The 21,161-nt window shown below is 71.3% G+C and carries 23 protein-coding genes; 19 read left to right on the top strand and 4 right to left on the bottom strand.

Annotation, left to right across the window (positions count from 1 at the left end; translation table 11 throughout):
- Positions 1–219: 219 nt before the first annotated feature.
- Both ACZ7LY_RS00005 and ACZ7LY_RS00010 read left to right on the top strand, forming a co-directional pair.
- A complete protein-coding gene (locus ACZ7LY_RS00005; RefSeq protein WP_471622147.1) occupies positions 220–870 on the top strand; it encodes an RNA polymerase sigma factor in 651 nt (216 codons plus the stop codon).
- A complete protein-coding gene (locus tag ACZ7LY_RS00010; protein WP_471622148.1) occupies positions 867–1,631 on the top strand; it encodes a hypothetical protein in 765 nt (254 codons plus the stop codon). Before ACZ7LY_RS00005 ends, ACZ7LY_RS00010 begins: the two co-directional genes overlap by 4 nt.
- A 402-nt stretch (positions 1,632–2,033) precedes the next feature.
- On the opposite strand, the gene ACZ7LY_RS00015 is transcribed toward ACZ7LY_RS00010, so the two are convergent.
- The gene (locus ACZ7LY_RS00015) at positions 2,034–3,275 is read right to left on the bottom strand and encodes an IS701 family transposase (protein WP_471622149.1); all 1,242 of its coding nucleotides are present in this window, start codon (positions 3,273–3,275) and stop codon (positions 2,034–2,036) included.
- Between the two features lie 67 nt (positions 3,276–3,342).
- On the opposite strand from ACZ7LY_RS00015, the gene ACZ7LY_RS00020 reads away from it, so the two are divergent.
- Together ACZ7LY_RS00020 and ACZ7LY_RS00025 are read left to right on the top strand one after the other, a co-directional pair.
- On the top strand, positions 3,343–3,672 hold the full coding sequence (locus tag ACZ7LY_RS00020) for a hypothetical protein (protein ID WP_471622150.1): 330 nt from the start codon (positions 3,343–3,345) through the stop codon (positions 3,670–3,672).
- 758 nt (positions 3,673–4,430) lie between these two features.
- Complete coding sequence (locus tag ACZ7LY_RS00025; RefSeq protein WP_471622151.1) at positions 4,431–5,258, top strand: hypothetical protein; 828 nt, start codon at positions 4,431–4,433, stop codon at positions 5,256–5,258.
- Between the two features lie 332 nt (positions 5,259–5,590).
- Here ACZ7LY_RS00025 and ACZ7LY_RS00030 read toward each other — a convergent pair whose 3' ends face one another.
- Together ACZ7LY_RS00030 and ACZ7LY_RS00035 are read right to left on the bottom strand one after the other, a co-directional pair.
- Entirely contained in the window at positions 5,591–6,040 is a 450-nt protein-coding gene (locus tag ACZ7LY_RS00030; RefSeq protein WP_471622152.1) for a TrmO family methyltransferase domain-containing protein, read from the bottom strand.
- Between the two features lie 105 nt (positions 6,041–6,145).
- Positions 6,146–7,063, bottom strand: coding sequence for a LysR family transcriptional regulator (locus ACZ7LY_RS00035; protein ID WP_471622153.1), 918 nt, complete (start codon positions 7,061–7,063; stop codon positions 6,146–6,148).
- Positions 7,064–7,189: 126 nt separating this feature from the next.
- Here ACZ7LY_RS00035 and ACZ7LY_RS00040 point away from each other — a divergent pair, with 126 nt between their 5' ends.
- The 6 genes from ACZ7LY_RS00040 (at position 7,190) to ACZ7LY_RS00065 (ending at position 13,347) form a co-directional block, all read left to right on the top strand.
- Entirely contained in the window at positions 7,190–8,191 is a 1,002-nt protein-coding gene (locus ACZ7LY_RS00040; RefSeq protein WP_471622154.1) for a fumarylacetoacetate hydrolase family protein, read from the top strand.
- On the top strand, positions 8,188–9,177 hold the full coding sequence (locus tag ACZ7LY_RS00045; protein ID WP_471622155.1) for a cyclase family protein: 990 nt from the start codon (positions 8,188–8,190) through the stop codon (positions 9,175–9,177). Before ACZ7LY_RS00040 ends, ACZ7LY_RS00045 begins: the two co-directional genes overlap by 4 nt.
- Positions 9,178–9,200: 23 nt before the next feature.
- The gene (locus tag ACZ7LY_RS00050) at positions 9,201–10,337 is read left to right on the top strand and encodes an FAD-dependent oxidoreductase (RefSeq protein WP_471622156.1); all 1,137 of its coding nucleotides are present in this window, start codon (positions 9,201–9,203) and stop codon (positions 10,335–10,337) included.
- Between the two features lie 5 nt (positions 10,338–10,342).
- On the top strand, positions 10,343–11,341 hold the full coding sequence (locus ACZ7LY_RS00055; protein WP_471622607.1) for an amidohydrolase family protein: 999 nt from the start codon (positions 10,343–10,345) through the stop codon (positions 11,339–11,341).
- A gap of 6 nt (positions 11,342–11,347) precedes the next feature.
- Positions 11,348–12,286: a VOC family protein gene (locus tag ACZ7LY_RS00060; RefSeq protein WP_471622157.1), complete on the top strand. Its 939-nt coding sequence runs from the start codon at positions 11,348–11,350 to the stop codon at positions 12,284–12,286.
- A gap of 89 nt (positions 12,287–12,375) precedes the next feature.
- On the top strand, positions 12,376–13,347 hold the full coding sequence (locus tag ACZ7LY_RS00065; protein ID WP_471622158.1) for a fumarylacetoacetate hydrolase family protein: 972 nt from the start codon (positions 12,376–12,378) through the stop codon (positions 13,345–13,347).
- Positions 13,348–13,520: 173 nt separating this feature from the next.
- On the opposite strand, the gene ACZ7LY_RS00070 is transcribed toward ACZ7LY_RS00065, so the two are convergent.
- Entirely contained in the window at positions 13,521–14,264 is a 744-nt protein-coding gene (locus ACZ7LY_RS00070) for an IclR family transcriptional regulator (protein ID WP_471622159.1), read from the bottom strand.
- A 112-nt stretch (positions 14,265–14,376) separates the two neighbouring features.
- On the opposite strand from ACZ7LY_RS00070, the gene pcaH reads away from it, so the two are divergent.
- From pcaH to ACZ7LY_RS00115, 9 genes are all read left to right on the top strand, one after another.
- Positions 14,377–15,153 carry a protocatechuate 3,4-dioxygenase subunit beta gene (gene pcaH, locus ACZ7LY_RS00075; protein ID WP_471622160.1) on the top strand — a complete coding sequence of 259 codons (777 nt, stop codon included), beginning with the start codon at positions 14,377–14,379 and terminating at the stop codon, positions 15,151–15,153.
- Entirely contained in the window at positions 15,146–15,694 is a 549-nt protein-coding gene (gene pcaG / locus ACZ7LY_RS00080) for a protocatechuate 3,4-dioxygenase subunit alpha (RefSeq protein ID WP_471622608.1), read from the top strand. Before pcaH ends, pcaG begins: the two co-directional genes overlap by 8 nt.
- A complete protein-coding gene (locus ACZ7LY_RS00085) occupies positions 15,691–16,878 on the top strand; it encodes a lyase family protein (RefSeq protein WP_471622161.1) in 1,188 nt (395 codons plus the stop codon). The genes pcaG and ACZ7LY_RS00085 overlap by 4 nt, the downstream gene beginning before the upstream one ends.
- A 314-nt stretch (positions 16,879–17,192) precedes the next feature.
- On the top strand, positions 17,193–17,948 hold the full coding sequence (locus ACZ7LY_RS00090; RefSeq protein ID WP_471622162.1) for an alpha/beta fold hydrolase: 756 nt from the start codon (positions 17,193–17,195) through the stop codon (positions 17,946–17,948).
- On the top strand, positions 17,945–18,427 hold the full coding sequence (gene pcaC, locus ACZ7LY_RS00095; protein ID WP_471622163.1) for a 4-carboxymuconolactone decarboxylase: 483 nt from the start codon (positions 17,945–17,947) through the stop codon (positions 18,425–18,427). Before ACZ7LY_RS00090 ends, pcaC begins: the two co-directional genes overlap by 4 nt.
- A complete protein-coding gene (locus tag ACZ7LY_RS00100; RefSeq protein ID WP_471622164.1) occupies positions 18,424–19,620 on the top strand; it encodes a 4-hydroxybenzoate 3-monooxygenase in 1,197 nt (398 codons plus the stop codon). Before pcaC ends, ACZ7LY_RS00100 begins: the two co-directional genes overlap by 4 nt.
- On the top strand, positions 19,617–19,772 hold the full coding sequence (locus ACZ7LY_RS00105) for a hypothetical protein (RefSeq protein ID WP_471622165.1): 156 nt from the start codon (positions 19,617–19,619) through the stop codon (positions 19,770–19,772). Before ACZ7LY_RS00100 ends, ACZ7LY_RS00105 begins: the two co-directional genes overlap by 4 nt.
- A complete protein-coding gene (locus ACZ7LY_RS00110; RefSeq protein ID WP_471622166.1) occupies positions 19,769–20,464 on the top strand; it encodes a 3-oxoacid CoA-transferase subunit A in 696 nt (231 codons plus the stop codon). Before ACZ7LY_RS00105 ends, ACZ7LY_RS00110 begins: the two co-directional genes overlap by 4 nt.
- The gene (locus ACZ7LY_RS00115; RefSeq protein ID WP_471622167.1) at positions 20,461–21,120 is read left to right on the top strand and encodes a 3-oxoacid CoA-transferase subunit B; all 660 of its coding nucleotides are present in this window, start codon (positions 20,461–20,463) and stop codon (positions 21,118–21,120) included. The genes ACZ7LY_RS00110 and ACZ7LY_RS00115 overlap by 4 nt, the downstream gene beginning before the upstream one ends.
- Positions 21,121–21,161: the final 41 nt, after the last annotated feature.

Raw genomic sequence — 21,161 nt, forward strand, 5'->3', positions numbered from 1 at the left:
GCCGCCGCCGACCAACGGCAAGGCCGTGGGCGCGATGGTGTGCGGCGGGATGACGTTCCTCACGGGCGGCGTCACGGGGCTCGACCCGAGCGATCAGTAGCATCGCTCGGGTCGAGCCCCGCTGCCTTCCGGCTCGCGGACGAACGAGCCCTCGTTGCGGCACAGCGTGATGTGACGGGGATCACTGTAATGCTCGGGGAGAGGCGGACAAGACTGGGTGTGGATTCTTCTTTGCACGCCCGGATCCGGGCTGGAGACCCTGAGGCGTTCAGGGAAATGTTCCAAGAACATGCGCAGACGGTGTACCGCCATGCCGTACGGGTGAGCGGTGACTGGGCGGTGGCCCAGGACATCGTCTCGCTGACGTTTCTGGAGGCGTGGCGGCTACGCGGCAAACTGCGTGACGAGGGAGACACTCCGCGGCCCTGGCTGATGGGCATCGCGACCAATGTGCTGCGCAACGCGGCGCGGGCGGCACGGCGGCATGACCGTGCGATGGCCCGTATACCGGCGACAGAGACCGTGCCGGACTTCGCAGACGAGCTGATCGGCCGCATAGCCGATGCCGAGCAGCTCGCCGCGGCGCAGGCGGTGCTGGCGCACCTGCGCCGGGCCGAGCGGGAGGTGTTCACGCTGTGCGTGTGGTCCGGGCTCAGCTACGCGGAGGCGGCACACGCACTGGGCGTTCCGGTGGGAACGGTGCGCTCCCGCCTCGCCCGTGCGCGGTCGAGACTGCGCGGGCTCGCCGAGGCGGAGCTGAGGCGGCGGAGGCGGGCGGGGAGAGAAATCCGGGAACCCGCCGCGGAAGCCGGACAAGTACAGGGTGGCCGCACCGAAGCGGCCCGGTCGGACAAGGAGAGGAACCGATGATCTTCCATCCGTGGCGGCGGCGTGAACCGCTGGATCACGCGGAGCTGGCCCGGCTGCTGCCGGCGCCCAGCGATCCGGTCCTCTCGAACGACCGCCAACGCCTGCTTGAGGACTACCTGATGCGCAACCTCACCGAGGATCCCCGACCCGTCCGCCCGCGCCGCCGGCTGGCCGTGCGTCTGGCGGCTCCCGTGGCCCTGACCGCTTGCCTGGCCGGGACCGCCCTCGCCGTCCACCGGAGCGCACCGCCCACGGCACTCCCGGTCACGGCGACCGACCGTGCCGGTGCAGGCAGCCTCCCGGAGCAGATCTCGACCGTGGCCTACACCCTGAACCGCGAGCGGCGGGGAACCGTCACGGTGACCATCCGCGAGGACGGTGCGCAGCCTGACCTGGCCCGGCTCCAGCGCGATCTGGAGCGGATGGGAGTGCCGGCCCGCGTCTACCGGGACGATCCCACCTGCCCGCCGGACGAGGGCGACGCTGCCGAACTCGACAATCCCACCTTGAAGAGAATCGATTTCCAGCACCGCGACGGCGCCCTCACCGTCTCCGTCGACCCCCGCCAGCTCCCGGCGGGCACCCACCTGGAGTTCCTCTTCCCCCGTTCGGCCAAGGAGTTCGCCGAGACCTTCGCGATCAGCGTGCGCCAGGGCGCGGCACCCGGCTGCCGACGCTCCTTCCTGGACGAGGGGAAGCCGAAGAAGCTCCCGGTCCCCCCCTCGGCCGTCAAGGGGGAGGTCGTTCCCGGCCGCGGCTGACCTCTGCCACCCGCAGTGCCGGACCGGCGCTCCGGAGTGATCCGGCCCCTCGAAGATCGTTTCATTAGAGATTCCGACGTCGGTGGTACGAGTTGGGCGCTGTCACGCCATGGCTTGTGCGAGGGGGGCTGGAGGGGGGTCGGTACTGGGTGTGGTGCGGGGTAGGGGCCAGCTCGCGCCAGCCCCTACCCCGCACGCATCTCCACGGCGGCTCAGGCGCTCACCGACAGCGTGCCCGCGATGCTCACTGTCCGTACCGCTACCTCAAGCGGCGCATCGTGAACGTGCTGGCGTCGACTGGCTCCTAGTATTCCAGTGAGACTTCGTGTCCTGGGCTGGTTCTTCTTCGGTAGTGGCATCGTCGGGCTGTGGCCTGGTGCTGTCTGCGCGAGTGGGACCAGTTCAGTGCGTGATCTCGTGGATGGTCACGGGGTCGGGGGCGGCCCCAGAGAATGTCCAGGAGCCGTCGAATCTCTGCCACGGTGAGTGGGATGATCCTGCTGGTGGGGTCGTTTCTGCAGCCCCCTTTGCGGCCGCGTCGGCAGCCAGGCCGGCGAGCAGGGCGTGGGCAAGCATTGACAGGGTGATGTGCCGGTACCAGCCGGTGTAGCGGCGGACTTCGTACTCGTCCAGGCCGCGCTCGTTCTTCGCGGCCTGGAAGCATTCCTCGATGGCCCAGCGCATCCCGGCCACCCGGGCGAGATCCGTGACTGTGCAGGTCACGGGTGCGTAAGCGGAGTAGTAGGCGATCTCCTCGGGCCGTGTCAGGCTGCGGTGGGCCAGGATCCAGCGATGGTGGGTGGGGGTGTCGCCGTCGAAGAAGCTGATCGACGGCAGCCTGGCCCTGGCCCAGTCATGGATCCGCGGGCCTTTGGCCCCGTCACCGCAGGAGATCCGCTGCCAGGCATCTTCGGGTGCTTCGCTGATGAGCTCGTCGATCCGCCAGAACCCAGCCAGGCTCTTGACCTGCTGTGACTTGGGAACCGCGACGACATATCCGACGCCGAGTTCCTCCAAAAGACGCCTGAACTTCCATTCCTGGCCGTAGGCCTCGTCCGCCGTCACCCACGAGGCCGGCAGCCCCGCGGCCACCGTGCGGGTGACCATCGCCTTCGCAAGTTCGCCCTTGGTCGCGAAGGCCCGCTCCTCCGGGATCTTCGCCGCCCGGCACCGCTCACGGTCGGCTGTCCAGGACTTGGGCAGATACAACTCCCGGTCCACCAAGGCCCGTCCGTGTTCGGTGGCATAGGCGGCGAACACCCCGATCTGACAGTTGTCGATCTTTCCCGAGGTGCCGGTGTACTGCCGGCTCACCCCCGCAGACGTGCTGCCCTTCTTGACGAACCCGGTGTCGTCGATGATCAGCACACCAGCCGGGCCGAGTTTCTCCGCGACGTAGTCCCGCATATCGTCACGGACCGCGTCCGCATCCCAGCGAGCTCCCGCCAGCAGGTGCTGCATCCCGGCCGGATCACGGTGACCTGCCCATTCGGCCAACTGCCAGCTATTCTTCCGCGCCACCGGAGCCAGCAGACCCCGCACATACCCACGCATCCGCCACCGCAGGTCCACCCGCGAAAACCGACCCGCAACCTGCCCGAACACCGACTCCAGCTCTGCCGCCCACACTTCGGCGTCAACCATCCCCACCATGCCCTGACAACGACCCACACCAGCTCAGGACGCGAAGTCTCACTGGTACTAACCGTCTATGACGAGGACAACGACCTGCACCAGCAACAACACAGCGACGGGCTCCGACCCCATCGTCAGTGCCAGCAAAGCGGCGACCACGGCGGCAGACCGTGCTCCAGACCTTCCCGCTGCGCTGACCAAGCAGAAGCTGACCTGGTCGGCCTGCACCGCCCCGAGCGCGCTACAGCAGGCCGAGGCACGCGTGGCCGACTTCGTCAAGGCCTCCCCCGCCTTCGGCCCGGTGCTCGCCGACAGCCTGCTGGCCTGCGACGCCTGGCCCGTCACCAACACCCACGGCGTCGGCGCGTGCTCGCTGTTGTCGAAGGCCATCCAGCCGGACACGTAGGCAAGCTCCGCAGCGGCGGAGAACATCGCGCGCCGCGTCGAGTCGTCGGCGAACCTCCCCCTGAAGCAAGTCGAGGGGCTTCGTGCTTCAGGTACTTGTCGACCGCCCGGCGTCCATGGCCACCGCCTCGCTTCTGGTCGATGCGGGAGAACACCAAGGTCAGTTCTGGGACGGTCTCAACGTCCCCTCGTCCAACACGCTTGCCCGTCGATGCTTCCTTCACCGGGGGACGCGACACGTCTCGTCCGGAAGGATCAGGGCCGCTGCGGAGTACACGCCACCCGCGAGCACACGACGCCGGTCCGTGTCCACGTCACTCCCCAGCGGAAGCTTCGCCTATCAACGGCGAAGCCCCGGCCATCTAGCGAATAGTGGGCAGCGGGGAGATCGAGCGAGCCCTCTCGGCACTGTAGGGTCCGCAATTCCGTGAGCACTGTGTCCTGCGGGAACATCGGCATCACACTCCGTGCGGACAGGACAGGACAGCACCGCCCGGACAGACCGGCAATCCCACACACGAGCGATACCGAACCCCGGGAAGCGGAACTTAACGCCACTTATCACACTTACCGTGCGATACTTCTCGGAAAACCTGCAACATCGCAACAACAGGCCGGTTCCCTATGCCCGAGAGTCAATTCGTTCCAGCGCTGCGGAGGAATCAGCCCGCACGGCGACCCGTACGGGCCAGTACCCCCCTCCTCCCGTCCCCACCGCTCAGCCACGCGACCACGCCACCCGCTCACGGCATCCCGGGATTGCTCGACACGTGGCAGAACAGGCGGCGGCAGCGTCAGCACGAGGCGCGCTTCGCCGCACTGCGCACCAAGGCCGCGAGGGCGGCGGAATCTTGGGGCCGGCCACTGCCAGCGGGCAGCCAGGTGCTGCAACTGGGCTCCGCACCCACACTCTTCGAGACGGTCTACCATGCCCTGCCGCAGGCCCTGCAGAACGACTTCAACCGCGCCCTGCTCGCCCAAGAGCTGACGGGACAGCGGCTCGCCGAGCAGGGCCCGAACTTCATCGGTGCCGGGGAACACGTGCTGCCGCAGATCGAGGGCAGCAACATGACCTGGAACTACCGCTGCCGGATACGCATCTCGCTGATCCCGGACGAGCAGCCCCTGCGGGAAATCCAGATGGCGGCCGGAATGAACTACTCACGCCAGACACACGGCACGGTGGCGCGGAACAACGGCATCATCACCGGCCCCACGGTCACCGTGGTCGGACAGCCCGCCGACACGGGAGCTGCCACGGTCGCTTTCAAACGGGAGACCACCAAAGGGTCCAGCCGGAGCCTGGGCTACGACCACATCGACAATTTCACCTTCCCGGACGGGGCGACCGTCGTGGAGACACAGGCCCGACTGCGCATCCGTATCGACTGGGACAAGCAGCACAGACCCCTGTCTCTGTGGGCCCGGGGCAAGGCACACAAGGAGCTCACCTTGGACAGCCTCGGCTACACCAGCTCCGACGGCACCACCGCACGACTCCTCGATCACGAAGACCTCTTCACCAGAGTACCGCTCACCTACGCCGTGCCGAACGCACTGGCCGTACCTCCACCCAACGGACATTGACACCAGTACCAGCAAGGTGGCTTTCTCCACGACTCGTGGTACTGGCGCAGTGCCGGTACCGAACGACGTCACCCGCGCCCGACTCGGCCGTCTTCTACGCCAAGGCCATCTCACGCAGCCCGGTCGGGGCCTCTACGAGAAACAGACTTGACGCCCACTCAGACGTGAAGGCCCGGTATCCACCGGGCCTTCATTGCGTGTCGGGCGGTTCGGGCCTGGTCCTTGGCGAACAGGGCACCCCAGTCACAGAAGGCGTACACGTACTGGGTCTTACCCAACCCGCAGTCCGCCTGGGTAGTCGGTCCCCCGCGGCCCTTGCAGGTGTCTGAGCGTCAGGCCGGATTGGCCCAGTAGTCCGTCAACATCTCACCCGGCCACGCAGGTTGGTGGATTTCCCTGCGGGGTCCCATCGCCGCGAAGTAGGGCGAAAGATCGTAGATCTTCGTGCCGACCACAGCGTCCAGGTCGGTCACGCGCACGCTGAGCCCGTCGACCTTGAGCAACCGCGGAAAGCTCTGCGCCAACTGGTTGGGGCGACGGTGATTACGATGAGCGAACGTGCCGGTGGCCGGCCAGTCCGTGTTCCCGCGCGGGCTGCGGGCGTGGTACTCGACGGCATCGGGTGACGCCTGGTCGAAATGCCACACGACGATCAGGTGCGAGAACTCCTCCAGGCCCTGCACGGAGTCGAGCGGGAACTCTGCCTCGTCGAGCTGAATCACCGACTCGACGCCTCCCCAGTAGTCATCAGCGACGTCCGTACGACTTGGGCACAGCGGCACCCTCCCGCCCGCGCTGCCTCATCTGTCACAGGGCAGGCGTGCGCGGAACCCTTCACATCGCGGAAGAACCCCACCAGTCCCCCGGACACGAGCCGCGGGGCTCGTTCAATCACCCGGCTCGTCGGCCATCGTCCTGCCGACCCGGGCGGCGGTCTCACGGAGCCAGATGTGGGCCGCGTCGTGGGTGTGCACGGGATGCCACCACATGGCCTCCTGCAGGGACACCGCTTCGTAGGGCGGCTCCACCACGCGTACGGCGGCGAGCGGCGTGAGGAGTCGGGCGAGGCGGGCCTGGACGAGGGCGATGCGCCGGGTTCCGCTCACCAGCAGCGGCATGACCTGGAAGCTGTCGACGGAGACCTCCACGCGGGGCTCGATGCCCAGCATGCCGAGCTGGCGGACGGCCGGGGCGTCGTAGGTGCGCTGGTAGGTGACCCAGGGCAGGCGGGCCAGGTCTTCCCGGGTCAGCCGGTCGTCGACACTCGGGTGGTCGTCCGCGACGAGGAAGACCCACCGGTCCTGATACAGGTCGGTGGCGGGGAAGTCACTGATGACGCCGTGCGGCATGAGCAGGCCGTCGGCGGCGCTGAGCAGGGTGTCCGTGGCGTCCACCACGCCGGGCGGCGTCTGCGCGAAACGCAGCCGGATGCCCGGGGCCTCCTGGTGCACGACGCGGGCCAGTTCAGCGCCGAAGACGGCGACCGCGTAGTCGGAGGCCAGGAGCTTGAACTCACGGCTCTCCCTGGCCGGGTCGAAGTCCGCCTGGCTGGCGAAGAGCCGCTCCAACAGATCGTAGGCCGTGGACACGCGGTCGAGGAGGACCTGTCCGAGGGCGGTCAGTTCGTAGTGGCCACCCACCCGGGCGAGCAGGTCGTCGTCGAAGTGCCGGCGCAAGCGGGACAGTGCCGCGCTCATCGCCGGCTGGCTGAGACCGACGCGCCGGCCAGCGCGGGTCACGTTGCGCTCCTCCAGCAGGGCACGCAGAGCCACCACGAGGTTGAGGTCCAGGCGACTGAGATTCACGTCGATTTTCCTAGCTTCCGGCGACGACCTGCGGCAATTCGCGGCATGGATGACCGCCATCCACAGAATCGATTTCCGTGATCACGGGTGACGGGCCCAGATTAGTGCCACCGCAATCAGGAGGACATGTCCGTGAAACCTGAAGCCCCGTCCGCCCTCTTCGCCGGACCCTTCGCCCTCGCCACCCTTTCCGCCGCCGAGGAACCGCTCTTTCCCGCTCTCGTCACGCCCGACGCTCAGGTGACCGACCTGCGATCCGCCCTGGGCGACGCCGAGTTGACCGTGCGGGGGGTCCTGGACGACTGGGGCACGATGCTGCCGCGGCTGTCCGAGCTGGCTGCCTCCGGCGGCGCGCGCCGGGCGTTGACGGAGTTCCGCGTGCACGCTCCGCTCGAACCGCGCCAGGTGTTCCAGTCCGGGGCCAACTACCGGCAGCACGTCATCGATCTCCACGTCGCCCACCGCGCGCCCGGTGACGACCGGCCCGAGGCCGAACGTCGCGCCGAGGCCGCCGAGATCATGGACCGGCGTGCGGAAGAGGACCTGCCGTACGTGTTCATCGGCCTGCCGAGCGCCATCACCGGGCCGTACGACGATGTCGTCCTGCCCGCGTGGGCCGAGAAGCCGGACTGGGAGCTGGAGTTGGCCGCCGTCATCGGCCGCCCCGCGCACCGGGTGTCCGTGGAGGAGGCCCTGGAGTACGTCGCCGGTTACACGATCGCCAACGACCTCACGGACCGGGCGACAGTCTTCCGCCGGGACATGCCGCAGATCGGCACGGACTGGCTGCGCAGCAAGAACGCTCCGGGCTTCACCCCGCTCGGCCCGTGGCTCGTGCCCGCCGAGTCGGTCGCGGACCCCGGCGACCTGCGCCTGCTGCTCAAGCTGAACGGCGAGACCATGCAGGACGAGTCCACCAAGGACATGATCTTCGACATCGCCCGCGTGGTGTCCTTCGCCTCGCAGAGCGCCCGCCTCCTGCCCGGCGACCTGGTCCTGACCGGATCGCCGTCCGGCAACGGCCTGCACTGGGGGCGCCTGCTGCGCGACGGCGACGTGATGGACGGCTCCATCACCGGGCTCGGCGCGCAACGCACCCGGTGCGTGAGCGAGGTGAGGCCGTCATGACCACCGGATCGCTGGAATCTCCGGGGTCTCTGGACCGGAGCGACCCCGAGAGCGCGATCGCCGAGGCCGCCGCAGCGTACTCCAACTGGGGCCGCTGGGGCGAGGACGACCGCATCGGCACCCTCAACTTCCTCGACGCGGCCAAGCGCCGCGAGGGCGCCGCACTGGTCCGCCGGGGCGTCAGCTTCTCCCTCTCGCAGCGGTTCGACATGGACGGCCCGCAGAAGGGCTGGCGGCGGCGCACCAACCCGGTGCACACCATGCTGGACACCGGCACCGACGCCGCGCTGGGCAACCAGGGCTTCCCGCACGGCATCGGCGGCGCCGACGACGTGATCGCGATGCCGCTGCAGTGCTCGACGCAGTGGGACGGGCTCGGCCACATCTTCGACCACGGCAAGGCGTGGAACGGCCGCGCGGCCGAGAAGGTCGTCACCTCCGACGGCGACCTCGTCACCGGTATCGAGCACATGGCCCCGTACGTAGCCGGGCGCGGCGTCCTCCTCGACGTGGGCCGTGTCGTGGGCGAGGACGGTGAACTGCCGGACGGGTTCGCGATCACGCGGGAGCACCTGGCCGCGACCGCCGACGCGCACGGGGTGGAGGTGGGGCGCGGCGACATCGTCCTCGTGCGCTCCGGCCGGCTCGCCAGGGCCCGCCGCGAGGGCTGGGGCGACTACGCCGGCGGACCCGCTCCTGGCCTGTCGTTCACCACGGCCGGCTGGCTGCACGGCACGGAGATCGCCGCGGTCGCCACCGACACCTGGGGCTTCGAGGTCCGCCCGAACGAGTTCGACCACGCCTTCCAGCCGCTGCACCAGGTCGCCATCCCGCACATCGGCCTGCTCATCGGCGAGATGTGGGACCTGGACGCCCTCGCCGCTGACTGCGCGGACGACGGCGTGTACGAGTTCTGGCTCACCGCCGCGCCCCTGCCCATCACCGGCGCGGTCGGCTCTCCCGTCAACCCGATCGCCGTCAAGTAGACCGAGGAACAAGGGAGTCACCCATGCCTCAATCCCCTACTGTCCTCGTCGTCGGCGGTGGCGCGGCCGGCAACGCCATCACGATCCTGTTGCGCCGCGCCGGGTACGCGGTGGACCTCGTCGAGGCCAAGGACGACTGGAACGCGACTGCGGGCTCCGGCATCACCCTGCAGGGCAACGCCTTGCGCGTGCTGCGCGAACTCGGCGTCTGGGAGCAGGTGGAGGCGTCCGGATTCGGCTTCGGCTCGGTCGGGATCACCGCCCCCGACGGGACCGTCCTGCATGTCGCCGAGGACCTGCGCACCGGCGGCGACGACCTGCCCGCCACCGTCGGCATGCAGCGCCCCCGGCTGCAGCAGATCCTCATCGAGGCGGTGCGGGCCGGCGGTGCGTCCGTCCGGCCGGGGACCACCGCCGAGATCCTGGACCAGGACGCGGACGGTGTCTCCGTGCGCTTCAGCGACGGCACCGAGGGCCGCTACGACCTGGTGATCGCCGCCGACGGCATCGGTTCCGCCACCCGCGCCGCCATCGGCATCACGGACAAGCCCGAAGCGACCGGCATGGCCATCTGGCGCGTCGCCGCCCCTCGCCCCGCCGGCGTGACCCGTACCGACCTCTCCTACGGCGGCCCCGCGTACATCGCCGGCTACTGCCCCACCAGCGACGACACCCTCTACGCGTACGTCGTCGAGGCCAACCGCGACCGTGCCTCGATCCCGCCCGAGTCGTACGCGGACGAGATGCGTTCCCTGGCACAGCACTACGGCGGCAACTGGCCCGAGATCACCGCGCACATCACGGACCCGGCCCGGGTCAACTACACCTGGTTCGACCGCATGTTGGTCGAGGGCTCCTGGCACCGCGGCCGGGTCGTGCTGGTCGGAGACGCCGCGCACTGCTGCCCGCCCACCCTCGCCCAGGGCGCCGCCCTCTCCCTGGAGGACGCGTGGGTGCTCGCCCAGATGCTGACCAGGGCCGGCGCCGGCGCGGGGGACGACGCGCTGTTCCAGGCGTACTACGAGCGGCGGATCGCCCGCGTACGCCCGGTCGTGGAGGCGTCCGTCCAGCTCGGGCGGTGGCAGCTCGACGGGGTGCGCGACGCCGACGTGCCCGGACTGATGAGCCGGACGATGACCATGCTCAGGGAGCTTCCGTGACCGCCGTGACACCCGCCACCGTCGATGTGCACGCCCACGTCCTGCTGCCCGAGGCCGAGACGCTCGTCGCCGGTCTGCCCGGGCACGCCGGGGCCAGGGAGCTGGACGCCCGCCGCAACGGCCCGGCAGCCCTCGCCGTCAACGGACCCATGGTGCGCGAACGCGTGCCCCGGATGACCGATCCGATCGTGCGGCTGACGGCGATGGACGCCCAGGCAGTGGACGTCCAGTTGGTCAGCCCCTCCCCCTCGCACTACCACTACTGGGCCGACGAGGCCGCGGCCGAGAAGCTGTACCGGCTCGTCAACGAGGCGACGGCCGCGCACTGTTCGGCCGCCCCCGACAGGCTGCGCGGACTGGGCCTGGTGCCGCTCCAGCACCCGGCGCTCGCGGTCGAAGCGCTCGATCACGCCCTGGCCCAAGGACTGCTGGGCGTGGAGATCTCCAGCCACGCCCCCGGCCGCGAGCTGTCCGACCCCGCCTACGAGCCCTTCTGGGCCAGAGCGGCGAAGACCGGCGCGATCGTCTTCCTGCACCCCTTCGGCTGCTCCCTCGACGAGCGCCTCGACCAGTGGTACCTGTCCAACACCGTCGGCCAGCCCACCGAGAACGCCGTCGCCCTGTCCCATCTGATCTTCTCCGGCGTCCTCGACCGCCACCCTGACCTGCGGATCATCGCGGCCCACGGCGGTGGCTACCTCCCCACCCACATCGGCCGCGCCGACCACGCCTGGGAGTCCCGTCCCGACGCCGGCGCCGGCTGCGCCCACCGCCCCAGCAGCTATCTGAAGCGGCTGTACTTCGACTCCCTGGTCCACGACCCGCACGTCCTGCGGGAGTTGGTGCGCGCCGCCGGGGCCGGCCAGGTGCTGCTCGGCTCCGACTTCCCCTTCGACATGGGCGCCGAGGACCCCCTCGGCGCACTGCGCGCCGCCCGCCTGTCCGAAGCCGACTTCCACGCCGTCCGGGGCGGCAACGCGGCCGCCCTCCTCCGGAAGGACTGACCTCTCATGAGTGACCGTCTCCTCACCCACCTGCGCCACGTCGACCTCGCCGTGCCCGACTACGACAAGCAGCTCGACTTCTACGCCGGCGTCTGGGGCCTGACCAAGGTCGCCGAGGACTCCGGCATCTCCTTCCTGGCCGCCGAGGGCTCCCCGGAGCAGTACGTGGTGCGGCTGCGAAAGGCCGAGGAGAAGCGTCTGGACCTTGTCTCGTACGGTGCCGCGACCGAGGCCGACGTGGACACCCTCGCCGAACGGCTGCTGGCCGGGAACGTGCAGCTGGTTTCGCGGCCCGGAACCCTCGACACCCCCGGCGGCGGCTACGGCTTCCGGTTCTTCGACGTCGACGGCCGCACCATCGAGGTCTCCGCCGACGTGGCGGTCCGCGAGCACCGCAAGATCGAGGAGAAGGAGGCCATCCCGGTCAAGCTCTCCCACGTCGTCCTCAACTCCCCCGACCTGAACAGGACGCGGGAGTGGTACGAGCGGCACCTGGGCTTCGCCCTGTCCGACACGCTCAGCCACCCGAAGATGGGCGAGGCGATGCACTTCATGCGGATCTCCAGCCAGCACCACTCGATGGCGATCGCGCGGGGCCCGCACACCGCGCTGCACCATGTCTCGTTCGAGATGCGCGGCCTGGACGAGTACATGCGCGGCTCGGGCCGGGTGATGCGCGCCGGGTTCAAGAAGATCTGGGGCCCCGGCCGGCACCTCGCCGGTGACAACACGTTCACGTACTTCCTCGACCCGCACGGCAACACCGTCGAGTACACGACGGAGCTGGAGACGCTCGACGAGGACACCTGGCATCCGCACGTCTACGACTTCTCCCAGCCGGAGGTCGCCGACCAGTGGGGCACCGCCAACGCCATGAACGAGTTCGTCGCCAAGGAGTCGTTCAATGACCCCGACCGCGGTGTGTTCGTCGCCCCGCCGGTCTGATCCGCGCCCGCACACCGGGGACGCGGCAGCGGTGTCCACGCCCGGACTCCCGCCGCCGCGTCCCCGGCCCCACCCCCAGGAGCCGCACCATGCGTTTCGCCGCCTACGAACACCGTCACCGCCACCACGTGGCCGTCGTCGAGGGCGACGGCACCCTCCACCCGCTGCCCGGCGTCACCTCGCTCGCCCGCCTGATCGCCGAGGCCGACGGGCTGCCCGGGCTGATCGCCGCCGGACAGGACGCCCTCGGCGTGCCGCCCGGTCCGCACACCTCCGAGGTACGACTCCTCGCTCCGCTGCGGCCCGCGTCCGTACGGGACTTCGTCACCTTCGAGGAACACGTGGAGGGTGTACGCCGCTGGGTCGACGGCGCCGCCGGGGTACCCGAGCAGTGGTACGCGGCGCCGACCTTCTACTTCACCAACCCTCACGCGATCTACGGTCACCGCGACGACATTCCGGTACCGCCCGGTTCGGCCGTCCTCGACTTCGAGCTGGAGGTGGGCGCGGTGATCGGCCGGGAGGGCCGCGACCTCACCCCTGAGCAGGCACGCGACCACATCGTCGGCTACACCGTGTTCAACGACTGGTCCGCCCGTGACCTCCAGGGCGCGGAGATGAAGGTCGGCCTCGGCCCCTGCAAGGGCAAGGACACCGCGACCACCCTCGGCCCGTACCTGGTCACCGCCGACGAGCTGGAGCCCCACCGGGACGCCGACGGCTTCCTGCGCCTTGCGCTGACCGCCGAGGTCAACGGCGAGAAGGTCGGCGAGGACCTGCTGTCCAACATGAGCTGGACGTTCGAGGAGATGACCGCCTACGCCTCCCGCGGCACCCGTGTCGTACCCGGCGACGTCCTCGGCTCGGGCACCTGCGGCAACGGCGGCTGCCTGGCCGAACTGTGGGGCCGACGCGGCGAGCGGACGCCGCCGCCGCTGAAGCCCGGCGACACCGTCATCCTCACGGTGGAGGGCATCGGCAGCCTGACCAACACCGTCGCCCCCGGCACGGTTCCCGTACCGGTGCCGACCGGCCGGCGGCGCGACAGGGAACGGCCGTGAGTGACCCGCGCCCCAAGAGACCCACCGGGGCTGCCCCCGGCGTCGGCTACGCACGTGGTCCAGCCCGGGGAAACACTGCCTGAGCAAGCCCCCGCCCCCGGTGCCGCGCCAGGCGTCGTGGGCCGGCGCCATGGCAGCGGTCCAGCCGAAGGGCGCCACTTCCGCGGGTCCCTTCAGAGATGGCGCCCGATCGACTGCGCGGCGACCCGCAGCGCCCCGTACATCCGCTGCTCGCCCCCCTTGAGCGAGGCGACCACCATCCCGAGCGCGGCGACGACCTCCTCGTCGTGCCGGATGGGCACCGCGATCGAGCAGGCCCCGAGGCTCATCTCCTCGTTCGTGACCGCGTAACCGCGGTCGAGGATCTGGCGCAACTGGCGCCGCAGCACGCCCGGTTGGACGATGGTGTGCCGGGTGACGGGGGTGAGTCCGCCGAGGACCGCGTGCTGGACGTCGGCCGGGGCGTGGGCCAGCAGGACCTTGCCGACGCCCGTGGCGTACAGCGGCAGACGCGTGCCGACCTTGCTCACGACCGGCACGGACCGGTTTCCGCGCAGCCGGTCCAGGTAGACCACGTCCGTCCCCTCGCGGACGGCGAGGTGCACGGTCGCGTGCGTAGCCCCGTACAGGTCGTGCAGGAACGGCTCGGCGACCTGGCGCAGCCCGGTCTCCGCCGAGGACAGATGACCAAGGTCCCACATCCGCCGGCCGACGACGTACTCGCCCGACGACCGGCGCTCCAGCGCGCCCCACTGGACCAGTTCGGCCGTCAGGCGGTGCGCTGTCGCCGGCGGCAGGCCGGCGCGGGCCGCGAGCTCGCTCAGCGACAGCGACCGGTGCTCCTCGTCGAAGGCGCCCAGGATCGAGAGCGCACGGCCCGTCACGCTCGCGCCCGGCTGCCCGGTGTTCCCTGCCATGTATCGCCTCGCCGTCCCTGAACTGAGGGCGCCCCGCGGCCATCATCCCCCGTTTTCACTCAGTGAAAAGGTTTCGATGCGGCCGTCCAGGCCCGCGACCTAGCGTGACGGTGTGACGACGACCACCACCGACGCAGCCCCGGAACCGGTCCCGCAGGCACGGATCACCGCGGAGATCGCCGCCGTCCAGGCCGCGACCGCGCCCGGATCCGCCCAGCCGCGGCTCGACTTCACGCCCTACCGCAGCTCACTCCTGCGCCACCCCACCAAGGACCCGCGCCCCGCCGACCCCGAGGGGATCGAGCTGGTGGCGCCCGTCTTCGGGCACTCCGACGTCGACCCCCTGGAGGCCGACCTCACCATCCAGCACGGCGGCGAACCCATCGGCGAACGCATGCTGCTCACGGGCCGGGTCCTCGACGGCGACGGCCGCCCCGTGCGCCGCCAGCTCGTCGAAATATGGCAGGCCAACGCAGCGGGCCGCTACCTGCACAAGCGCGACCGGCACCCCGCCGCCCTCGACCCCCACTTCACCGGCGTCGGCCGCTGTCTGACCGACGACGACGGGAACTACCGCTTCACCACCATCAAGCCGGGCCCCTACCCGTGGCGCAACCACCACAACGCCTGGCGGCCCGCCCACATCCACTTCTCCCTCTTCGGCACTGAGTTCACCCAGCGGCTCGTCACCCAGATGTACTTCCCGGGCGACCCGCTGTTCCCGCTCGACCCGATCTACCAGTCGGTCACCGACCAGGCGGCGCGTGACCGGATGGTCGCCGCGTACGACCACGACCTGACCACCCACGAGTGGGCCACCGGTTACCGCTGGGACATCGTGCTGACCGGCACCCACGCGACCCTCCTGGAGCGTGACGACCATGAGTGAGGCCCTCGCTGCCACCCCCGGGCAGACCGTCGGACCGTTCTTCCACTACGCCCTCCCGTACGACGGCGACAGCACCCTCGTCCCGCCCGGCTCGGCCGGCGCGGTCCGGCTGCACGGCACGGTGTACGACGGTGACGGCGCGCCCGTGCCCGACGCGCTCATCGAGATCCGGCAGGCCGACGCGCATGGCCGCGTGCCCCGCGTCGAGGGCTCCCTGCGCCGCGACGGCCGCTTCACCGGCTGGGGCCGGGCGGCCACCGACGCCTCCGGCCGCTACGCCTTCACCACCGTCGCGCCGGGCGCGCCCGAGGGTGCCGCCGCCTTCTTCGCCGTCACCGTGTTCGCCCGCGGTCTGCTCGACCGGCTCTTCACCCGCGTCTACCTGCCCGGCGAGAGCGACGCGTTCCTCGCCGGACTGCCCGAGGCCGACCGCGCGACCCTCTTGGCCGTACGCGACGACGACGGCCACCTCCGCTTCGACATCCACCTGCAGGGCGACCGCGAGACCGTCTTCCTGCGCTACCCCCGGCACGCCCGATGAGCGGCCTGCTCCGCCCCGGGGCGCACCGCGCGGCCGGTGTCGCCGACGACGCGGCCGTGGCCGCCGCGCTGCTCCGCGTCGAGACGGCCTGGGCCCGTGCCCTCGTCGCCGCAGGGCTCGCCACGGACGCCGACGCGCGGCGGGTCGCGGACGCCGCCGCCCGACTCGACCCCGACCTCGCCGTGCTCGCCGCCGACGCGGAGGCCGCCGGCAACCCCGTCGTCCCGCTCGTCAAGCTGCTCCGGGCGGCCGCCTGCGACGCGGCCGACGCCGTCCACCGGGGGCTGACCAGCCAGGACGTCCTCGACACCGCCCTCATGCTGCTGGCCCGCGACGCGGTCGCCCGGCTCCGCGCCGACCTCCTCGTCACCGGCGACCGGCTCGCCGGGCTCGCCCGCACGCACCGCGACGACGTCGCCGCCGCCCGCACCCTCACCCAGTGGGCGGTCCCCACGACGTTCGGGCTGCGCGCCGCCCAGTGGCTGGCCGGGGTCGGCGACGCCGTCGACCGCCTCGACACCCTCACCTTCCCGGTCCAGTACGGGGGCGCCGCGGGCACCCGCGCCCTGCTCACCCACCTCGCGGGTGCCGGTGCCGCCGCCGCGCCGGGTACCCTCGCGGCCGAACTGGGCCTCGCGCCCGCCGTGTTGCCCTGGCACACGCGCCGCACCCCGGTCACCGCGATCGGCGACGCGCTGGCCACCGCGACCGACGCGCTCGGCGTCCTCGCCGCCGACGTGCTGCTGCTCGGGCGCCCCGAGACCGCCGAGGTCCGCGAGACCGGGGCCCCCGGGAGCGGCGGTTCCTCCACGATGCCGCACAAGCGGAACCCGGTCCTCTCCGTCCTCGTCCACGCCGCCGCGCACCAGGCGCCGGGCCTCGCCGCCCAGCTCCACCGGTCCGCCGCCCAGGCCGTCGACGAACGCCCGGACGGCGCCTGGCACGCCGAGTGGCCGGCCCTCGCCCGGCTCCTCGAACTGGCCGTCACCGCCGGGTCGCAGGCCGCCGAACTCGTCGCCGGCCTGCACGTCGACACCGCCACGGCGGCGGCCCGTGCCGACAGCGCCGCTACCAGTCTGCTCGCCGAACGAGGCCCCGGCGCCCCGGACGTACGCACGTACCTGGGCGAAGCAGGCGAACTCGTCGACGCCGCCGTCAGCTCCTGGGAGGCACGACGTGCGTGAACCGACCTTTGAGCGCGGGGGCCTTGCCGTCCATACGGTGCCGGTCCGTCAGAAGGCGCACGTGACTGGTCACGCCTTTGCGGTCGGGCCACTTTCCGCCTGCCGGGCGTCGGCCCGCAGCAAAGCGCCTGCGACTGAACTCTCCTTTGCGGACAGGCGACTTGGCGGCGACCGGGCGCTCGCCCGCCCGCAGTCGTCCGTAGCCGGACCGTCCTCCCCGCTCAAGCAGCACCTCGCCCGCCCCGCAGTCCCGGCCCGCCGTCCCGTCACGGTCGCCGACCCCGGCGGCGCCTTCCCTCCCCCGGAGACCTCCCATGGCTGAGCCCACCCTCACCTTCACCCGGCTTGCCGGTGACGACGGCGGGCGGCAAGTGGTCGTGCTCGGCCCCTCCCTCGGAACCGGTGTCGCCGGCCTGTGGGCCCAGTGCGCCGAACTCCTGCCAGCGCACTGGCAGATCGTGGGCTGGGACCTGCCCGGCCACGGGGCGGGGCAGCCCGTGACCGAACCCTTCACGGTCGCCGAACTCGCCGCCGCCGTCCGCACCCGTACCGCCGAGCTCGCCGCCGGGCGCCCCGCCGCCTACGCCGGCGTCTCGCTCGGCGGAGCCGTCGGCTTCGCCCTCGCGCTCGACCCCGGGCCCTTCGACGCCGTCGTCACCCTCGCCTCCGCGCCGAGGATCGGCACCCCCGACGGCTGGCGGGAGCGCGCCGCGTACGTCCGGGGGGCCGGCACCTCCGCCATGGTCGAGGGCTCCGCCACCCGCTGGTTCGCCCCCGGCTTCCTCGACCGCGACCCGGCCTGCGGCTCGGCCCTGCTGCTCGGACTCCCGCACGTGGACGACGAGTCGTACGCCCTGGCCTGCGAGGCGCTCGCCGCCCACGACCTGCGGGACCGCGTCGCCTGCGCGAAGGTGCGGCCCCTCGTGGCGGGCGGCGCGGAGGACACCGTCGTCACCCCCGACCAGGTCGAGGCCGTCCTCGACGGCGTCGCCCACCTGCCGCCCGTCGAGGACCCGGCCGCCACCGCCCGCCTCCTCACCGACCACCTGACGCCCGAGGAGCAGCGATGAACGACCCCTACGACGACGGCATGAAGGTCCGCCGCGAGGTGCTCGGCGACCCGCACGTCGACCGCGCCCAGGCGGCCACGACCCCGTTCACGCAGCCCTTCCAGGACCTCATCACCAGCTACGCGTGGGGCAGCGTCTGGTCGCGTCCGGGCCTCGACCGCAAGTCCCGTTCCGTCGCCGTGCTCACCGCGATGCTCGCGCTCGGCCACTGGGGGGAGTTCGCGATGCACGTCCGCGCCGCCCGCACCAACGGCCTGACCGACGAGGAGATCGGCGAGGTGATCCTCCAGTCGGCGGTCTACTGCGGTGTCCCCGTCGCCAACCACGGTTTCGCCGTCGCCCAGGAGGTTCTCGACGGCCTGGTCGCCTCCGGCACACCTGACACGTCACCTCGTACCGCCTCCGACACACCTGACACGTCACCCCGTACCGCCTCCGACACCGCCGACGCCGCCGACCACCGGCAGGAGCAGCCATGAACCGCACCACCACCGACGTCGCCATCGTCGGCGCGGGCCCCGCCGGACTGATGCTCGCGCACCTGCTCCAGCGGGCCGGCATCCACTCCGTGGCCGTCGACATCCGCACCCGGCGCGCGATAGAGGAGACCCACCGCGCCGGAATCCTCGAACAGGACAGCGTCAGGCTGCTCGTCGAGTCCGGCGTGTCCGACCGCGTCCTGCGCGAGGGAAGCCGGCACGCCGGCATCGAACTCGCCTTCGGCGGCGGCGGGCACCGTATCGACTTCGAGGCGCTGACCGACGCCACCGTGCGGCTCTATCCGCAGACCGACGTCTTCATCGACCTCGCCGACGCGCGTGAACGCGACGGCGGGGACGTCCGGTTCGGCGTCAGCGACGTCAGTGTCGCGGACGTGACCGGCGAGCGCCCCCTGATGCGGTTCACCGACGTCGGCGGCACCCGGCACGAGGTGGCCGCGCGGATCCTCGTGGGCTCCGACGGCTCGCGCGGCATCTGCCGCCACGCGTTCCCCGCGGCGCGGCGCCGGCAGTTCTTCCGCGAGTACCCCTTCGCCTGGTTCGGCATCCTCTGCGAGGCCCCGCCCTCCAGCGAGGAGCTGATCTACAACCACTCGGACCTCGGCTTCGCGCTCATCAGCCGGCGCACCGAGCGCCTCCAGCGCATGTACTTCCAGTGCGACCCGGCCGAGAACACCGCCGACTGGTCCGACGACCGGATCTGGGAGGAGCTGCAGCGCCGCGTCGGCGCCAACGGCCACACCCTCAAGGAGGGCCGTATCACCTCCAAAGTCGTCCTGCCGTTCCGCAGCTTCGTCCAGGAACCCCTGCGGTACGGGAACCTCGTCCTCGCCGGCGACGCCGCCCACACCGTCCCGCCGACCGGCGCCAAGGGCCTCAACCTCGCCCTCGCCGACGTCCGCGTCCTCGCCGAGGAACTCGAACGGCACCTGCGCCACGGGGCCGACGACGCCCTCGACCAGTACACCGAGCGCGCACTCCAACGCGTCTGGAAGGCCCAGCACTTCTCGTACTGGATGACCACCATGCTCCACCGGCTGCCCGACGGGTCCGACTTCGACGTGCGCCGCCAGGTGGGCGAACTCACCTGCGTGACCGGCTCGGACGCGGGCGCCGCCTACCTGGCCGAGTGCTACACCGGCTGGCCGGCCCGAGAGCGGGGCACCCGGTGAACCCGTACATCTGCGCGGCCGTCCGCACCCCCTTCGGCCGCTTCGACGGCGCCCGGGCCGGCGTCCGGCCCGTCCGCACCCTGGCCGTCGTCCTGGAGAACACCTGCTCGGAGAAGAACGTCGCCCCGCGCGACAGGGAGGCCGGCCGATGAGCCGTACGCAGATCCTCGACACGACCGACGAGGCCGTCGCCGGCATCGAGGACGGATCCACCGTCCTGATCGGCGGCTTCGGGCTCGCCGGCATGCCGTTCGCCCTCATCGACGCCCTCATCCGGCAGGGCGCCCGCGACCTCACCGTCGTCGCGAACAACGCGGGCAACGGCGACGTCGGCCTCGCCGCGCTCCTCAAGGCCGGCCGCGTGCGCAAGGTCGTCTGCTCGTTCCCGCGCCAGGTCGACTCGTACGTCTTCGACGAGCTGTACCTCTCCGGGCGGATCGAGCTGGAGGTCGTGCCGCAGGGCAACCTCGCCGAGCGGATGCGCGCCGCCGGGGCCGGCATCGGCGCCTTCTTCTGCCCCACCGCCGTCGGCACCCCGCTCGCCGAGGGCAAGGAGACCCGGGTCATCGACGGCCGCCCGTACCTCCTGGAGTACCCGATCAAGGGCGACTACGCGCTCATCGCCGCCCACCGCGCCGACCGGCTCGGCAACCTCGTCTACAGCAAGACCGCCCGCAATTTCGGGCCCGTCATGGCCACCGCCGCCGCGACCACCGTCGTCCAGGCCGGCGAAATCCTCGACACCGGCGCTCTCGACCCCGAGGCCGTCGTCACGCCGTCCGTCTACGTCGACCGCGTCGTCGCCGTCGAGGCGCTGCGCCACACCGTCCAGGGGGCACGATGACCATCGAACACACCGAGCGCGGCCCGCTGTCGACGGACGAACTCGCCGCCGTGATCGGCCGCGACATCCCCGAGGGCGCCTTCGTCAACCTGGGCATCGGGCAGCCCACCCGGATCGGCGACCACCTCCCGCCCGAGCGCGGCGTCGTCCTCCACACCGAGAACGGCATGCTCGGCATGGGGCCCGCCGCTCACGGCGACGAGATCGACCCCGACCTCACCAACGCCGGCAAGGTCCCCGTCACGGCCCTGCCGGGCGCCGCTTACTTCCACCACGCCGACTCCTTCGCCATGATGCGCGGCGGCCACCTCGACGTGTGCGTCCTCGGCGCCTACCAGGTCGCCGCCAACGGCGATCTGGCCAATTGGCACACCGGCAGGCCCGGCGCGATCCCCGCCGTCGGCGGTGCGATGGACCTCGCTGTCGGCGCCAAGCAGGTCTTCGTGATGATGGCCCTCTTCGGCAAGGACGGCTCCCCGAAGCTCGTCCCCGCCTGCACCTACCCGCTGACCGGCGTCGGCTGCGTCGACCGCGTCTACACCCCGCACGGCGTCTTCGACGTCGGCGGCCCGCACGGCGTCGTCGTCCGCGAGACCTGGGGCGCCGGCGTCGCGGAACTCAGCGAGCGCCTCGGCCTCCCGCTCGCCACCCGCTGAGCCGGGGCGGTACGGGGAAACGCCCCCGCGCTGCTCGGCGC

The organism is Streptomyces sp. NPDC107550 (assembly GCF_055639095.1).

Excerpts from the sequence above, each read along its gene's own strand:
- ACZ7LY_RS00110 (WP_471622166.1), top strand. The coding sequence starts at position 19,769 with ATGAGCCGTACGCAGATCCTCGACACGACCGACGAGGCCGTCGCCGGC.
- ACZ7LY_RS00010 (WP_471622148.1), top strand. The coding sequence starts at position 867 with ATGATCTTCCATCCGTGGCGGCGGCGTGAACCGCTGGATCACGCGGAG.
- ACZ7LY_RS00090 (WP_471622162.1), top strand. The coding sequence starts at position 17,193 with ATGGCTGAGCCCACCCTCACCTTCACCCGGCTTGCCGGTGACGACGGC.
- pcaG (WP_471622608.1), top strand. The coding sequence starts at position 15,146 with ATGAGTGAGGCCCTCGCTGCCACCCCCGGGCAGACCGTCGGACCGTTC.
- ACZ7LY_RS00070 (WP_471622159.1), bottom strand. The coding sequence starts at position 14,264 with ATGGCAGGGAACACCGGGCAGCCGGGCGCGAGCGTGACGGGCCGTGCG.
- ACZ7LY_RS00020 (WP_471622150.1), top strand. The coding sequence starts at position 3,343 with ATGACGAGGACAACGACCTGCACCAGCAACAACACAGCGACGGGCTCC.
- ACZ7LY_RS00115 (WP_471622167.1), top strand. The coding sequence starts at position 20,461 with ATGACCATCGAACACACCGAGCGCGGCCCGCTGTCGACGGACGAACTC.
- ACZ7LY_RS00015 (WP_471622149.1), bottom strand. The coding sequence starts at position 3,275 with ATGGTTGACGCCGAAGTGTGGGCGGCAGAGCTGGAGTCGGTGTTCGGG.
- ACZ7LY_RS00085 (WP_471622161.1), top strand. The coding sequence starts at position 15,691 with ATGAGCGGCCTGCTCCGCCCCGGGGCGCACCGCGCGGCCGGTGTCGCC.
- ACZ7LY_RS00100 (WP_471622164.1), top strand. The coding sequence starts at position 18,424 with ATGAACCGCACCACCACCGACGTCGCCATCGTCGGCGCGGGCCCCGCC.
- ACZ7LY_RS00050 (WP_471622156.1), top strand. The coding sequence starts at position 9,201 with ATGCCTCAATCCCCTACTGTCCTCGTCGTCGGCGGTGGCGCGGCCGGC.
- ACZ7LY_RS00065 (WP_471622158.1), top strand. The coding sequence starts at position 12,376 with ATGCGTTTCGCCGCCTACGAACACCGTCACCGCCACCACGTGGCCGTC.
- ACZ7LY_RS00045 (WP_471622155.1), top strand. The coding sequence starts at position 8,188 with ATGACCACCGGATCGCTGGAATCTCCGGGGTCTCTGGACCGGAGCGAC.
- ACZ7LY_RS00060 (WP_471622157.1), top strand. The coding sequence starts at position 11,348 with ATGAGTGACCGTCTCCTCACCCACCTGCGCCACGTCGACCTCGCCGTG.
- ACZ7LY_RS00040 (WP_471622154.1), top strand. The coding sequence starts at position 7,190 with ATGTCCGTGAAACCTGAAGCCCCGTCCGCCCTCTTCGCCGGACCCTTC.
- pcaC (WP_471622163.1), top strand. The coding sequence starts at position 17,945 with ATGAACGACCCCTACGACGACGGCATGAAGGTCCGCCGCGAGGTGCTC.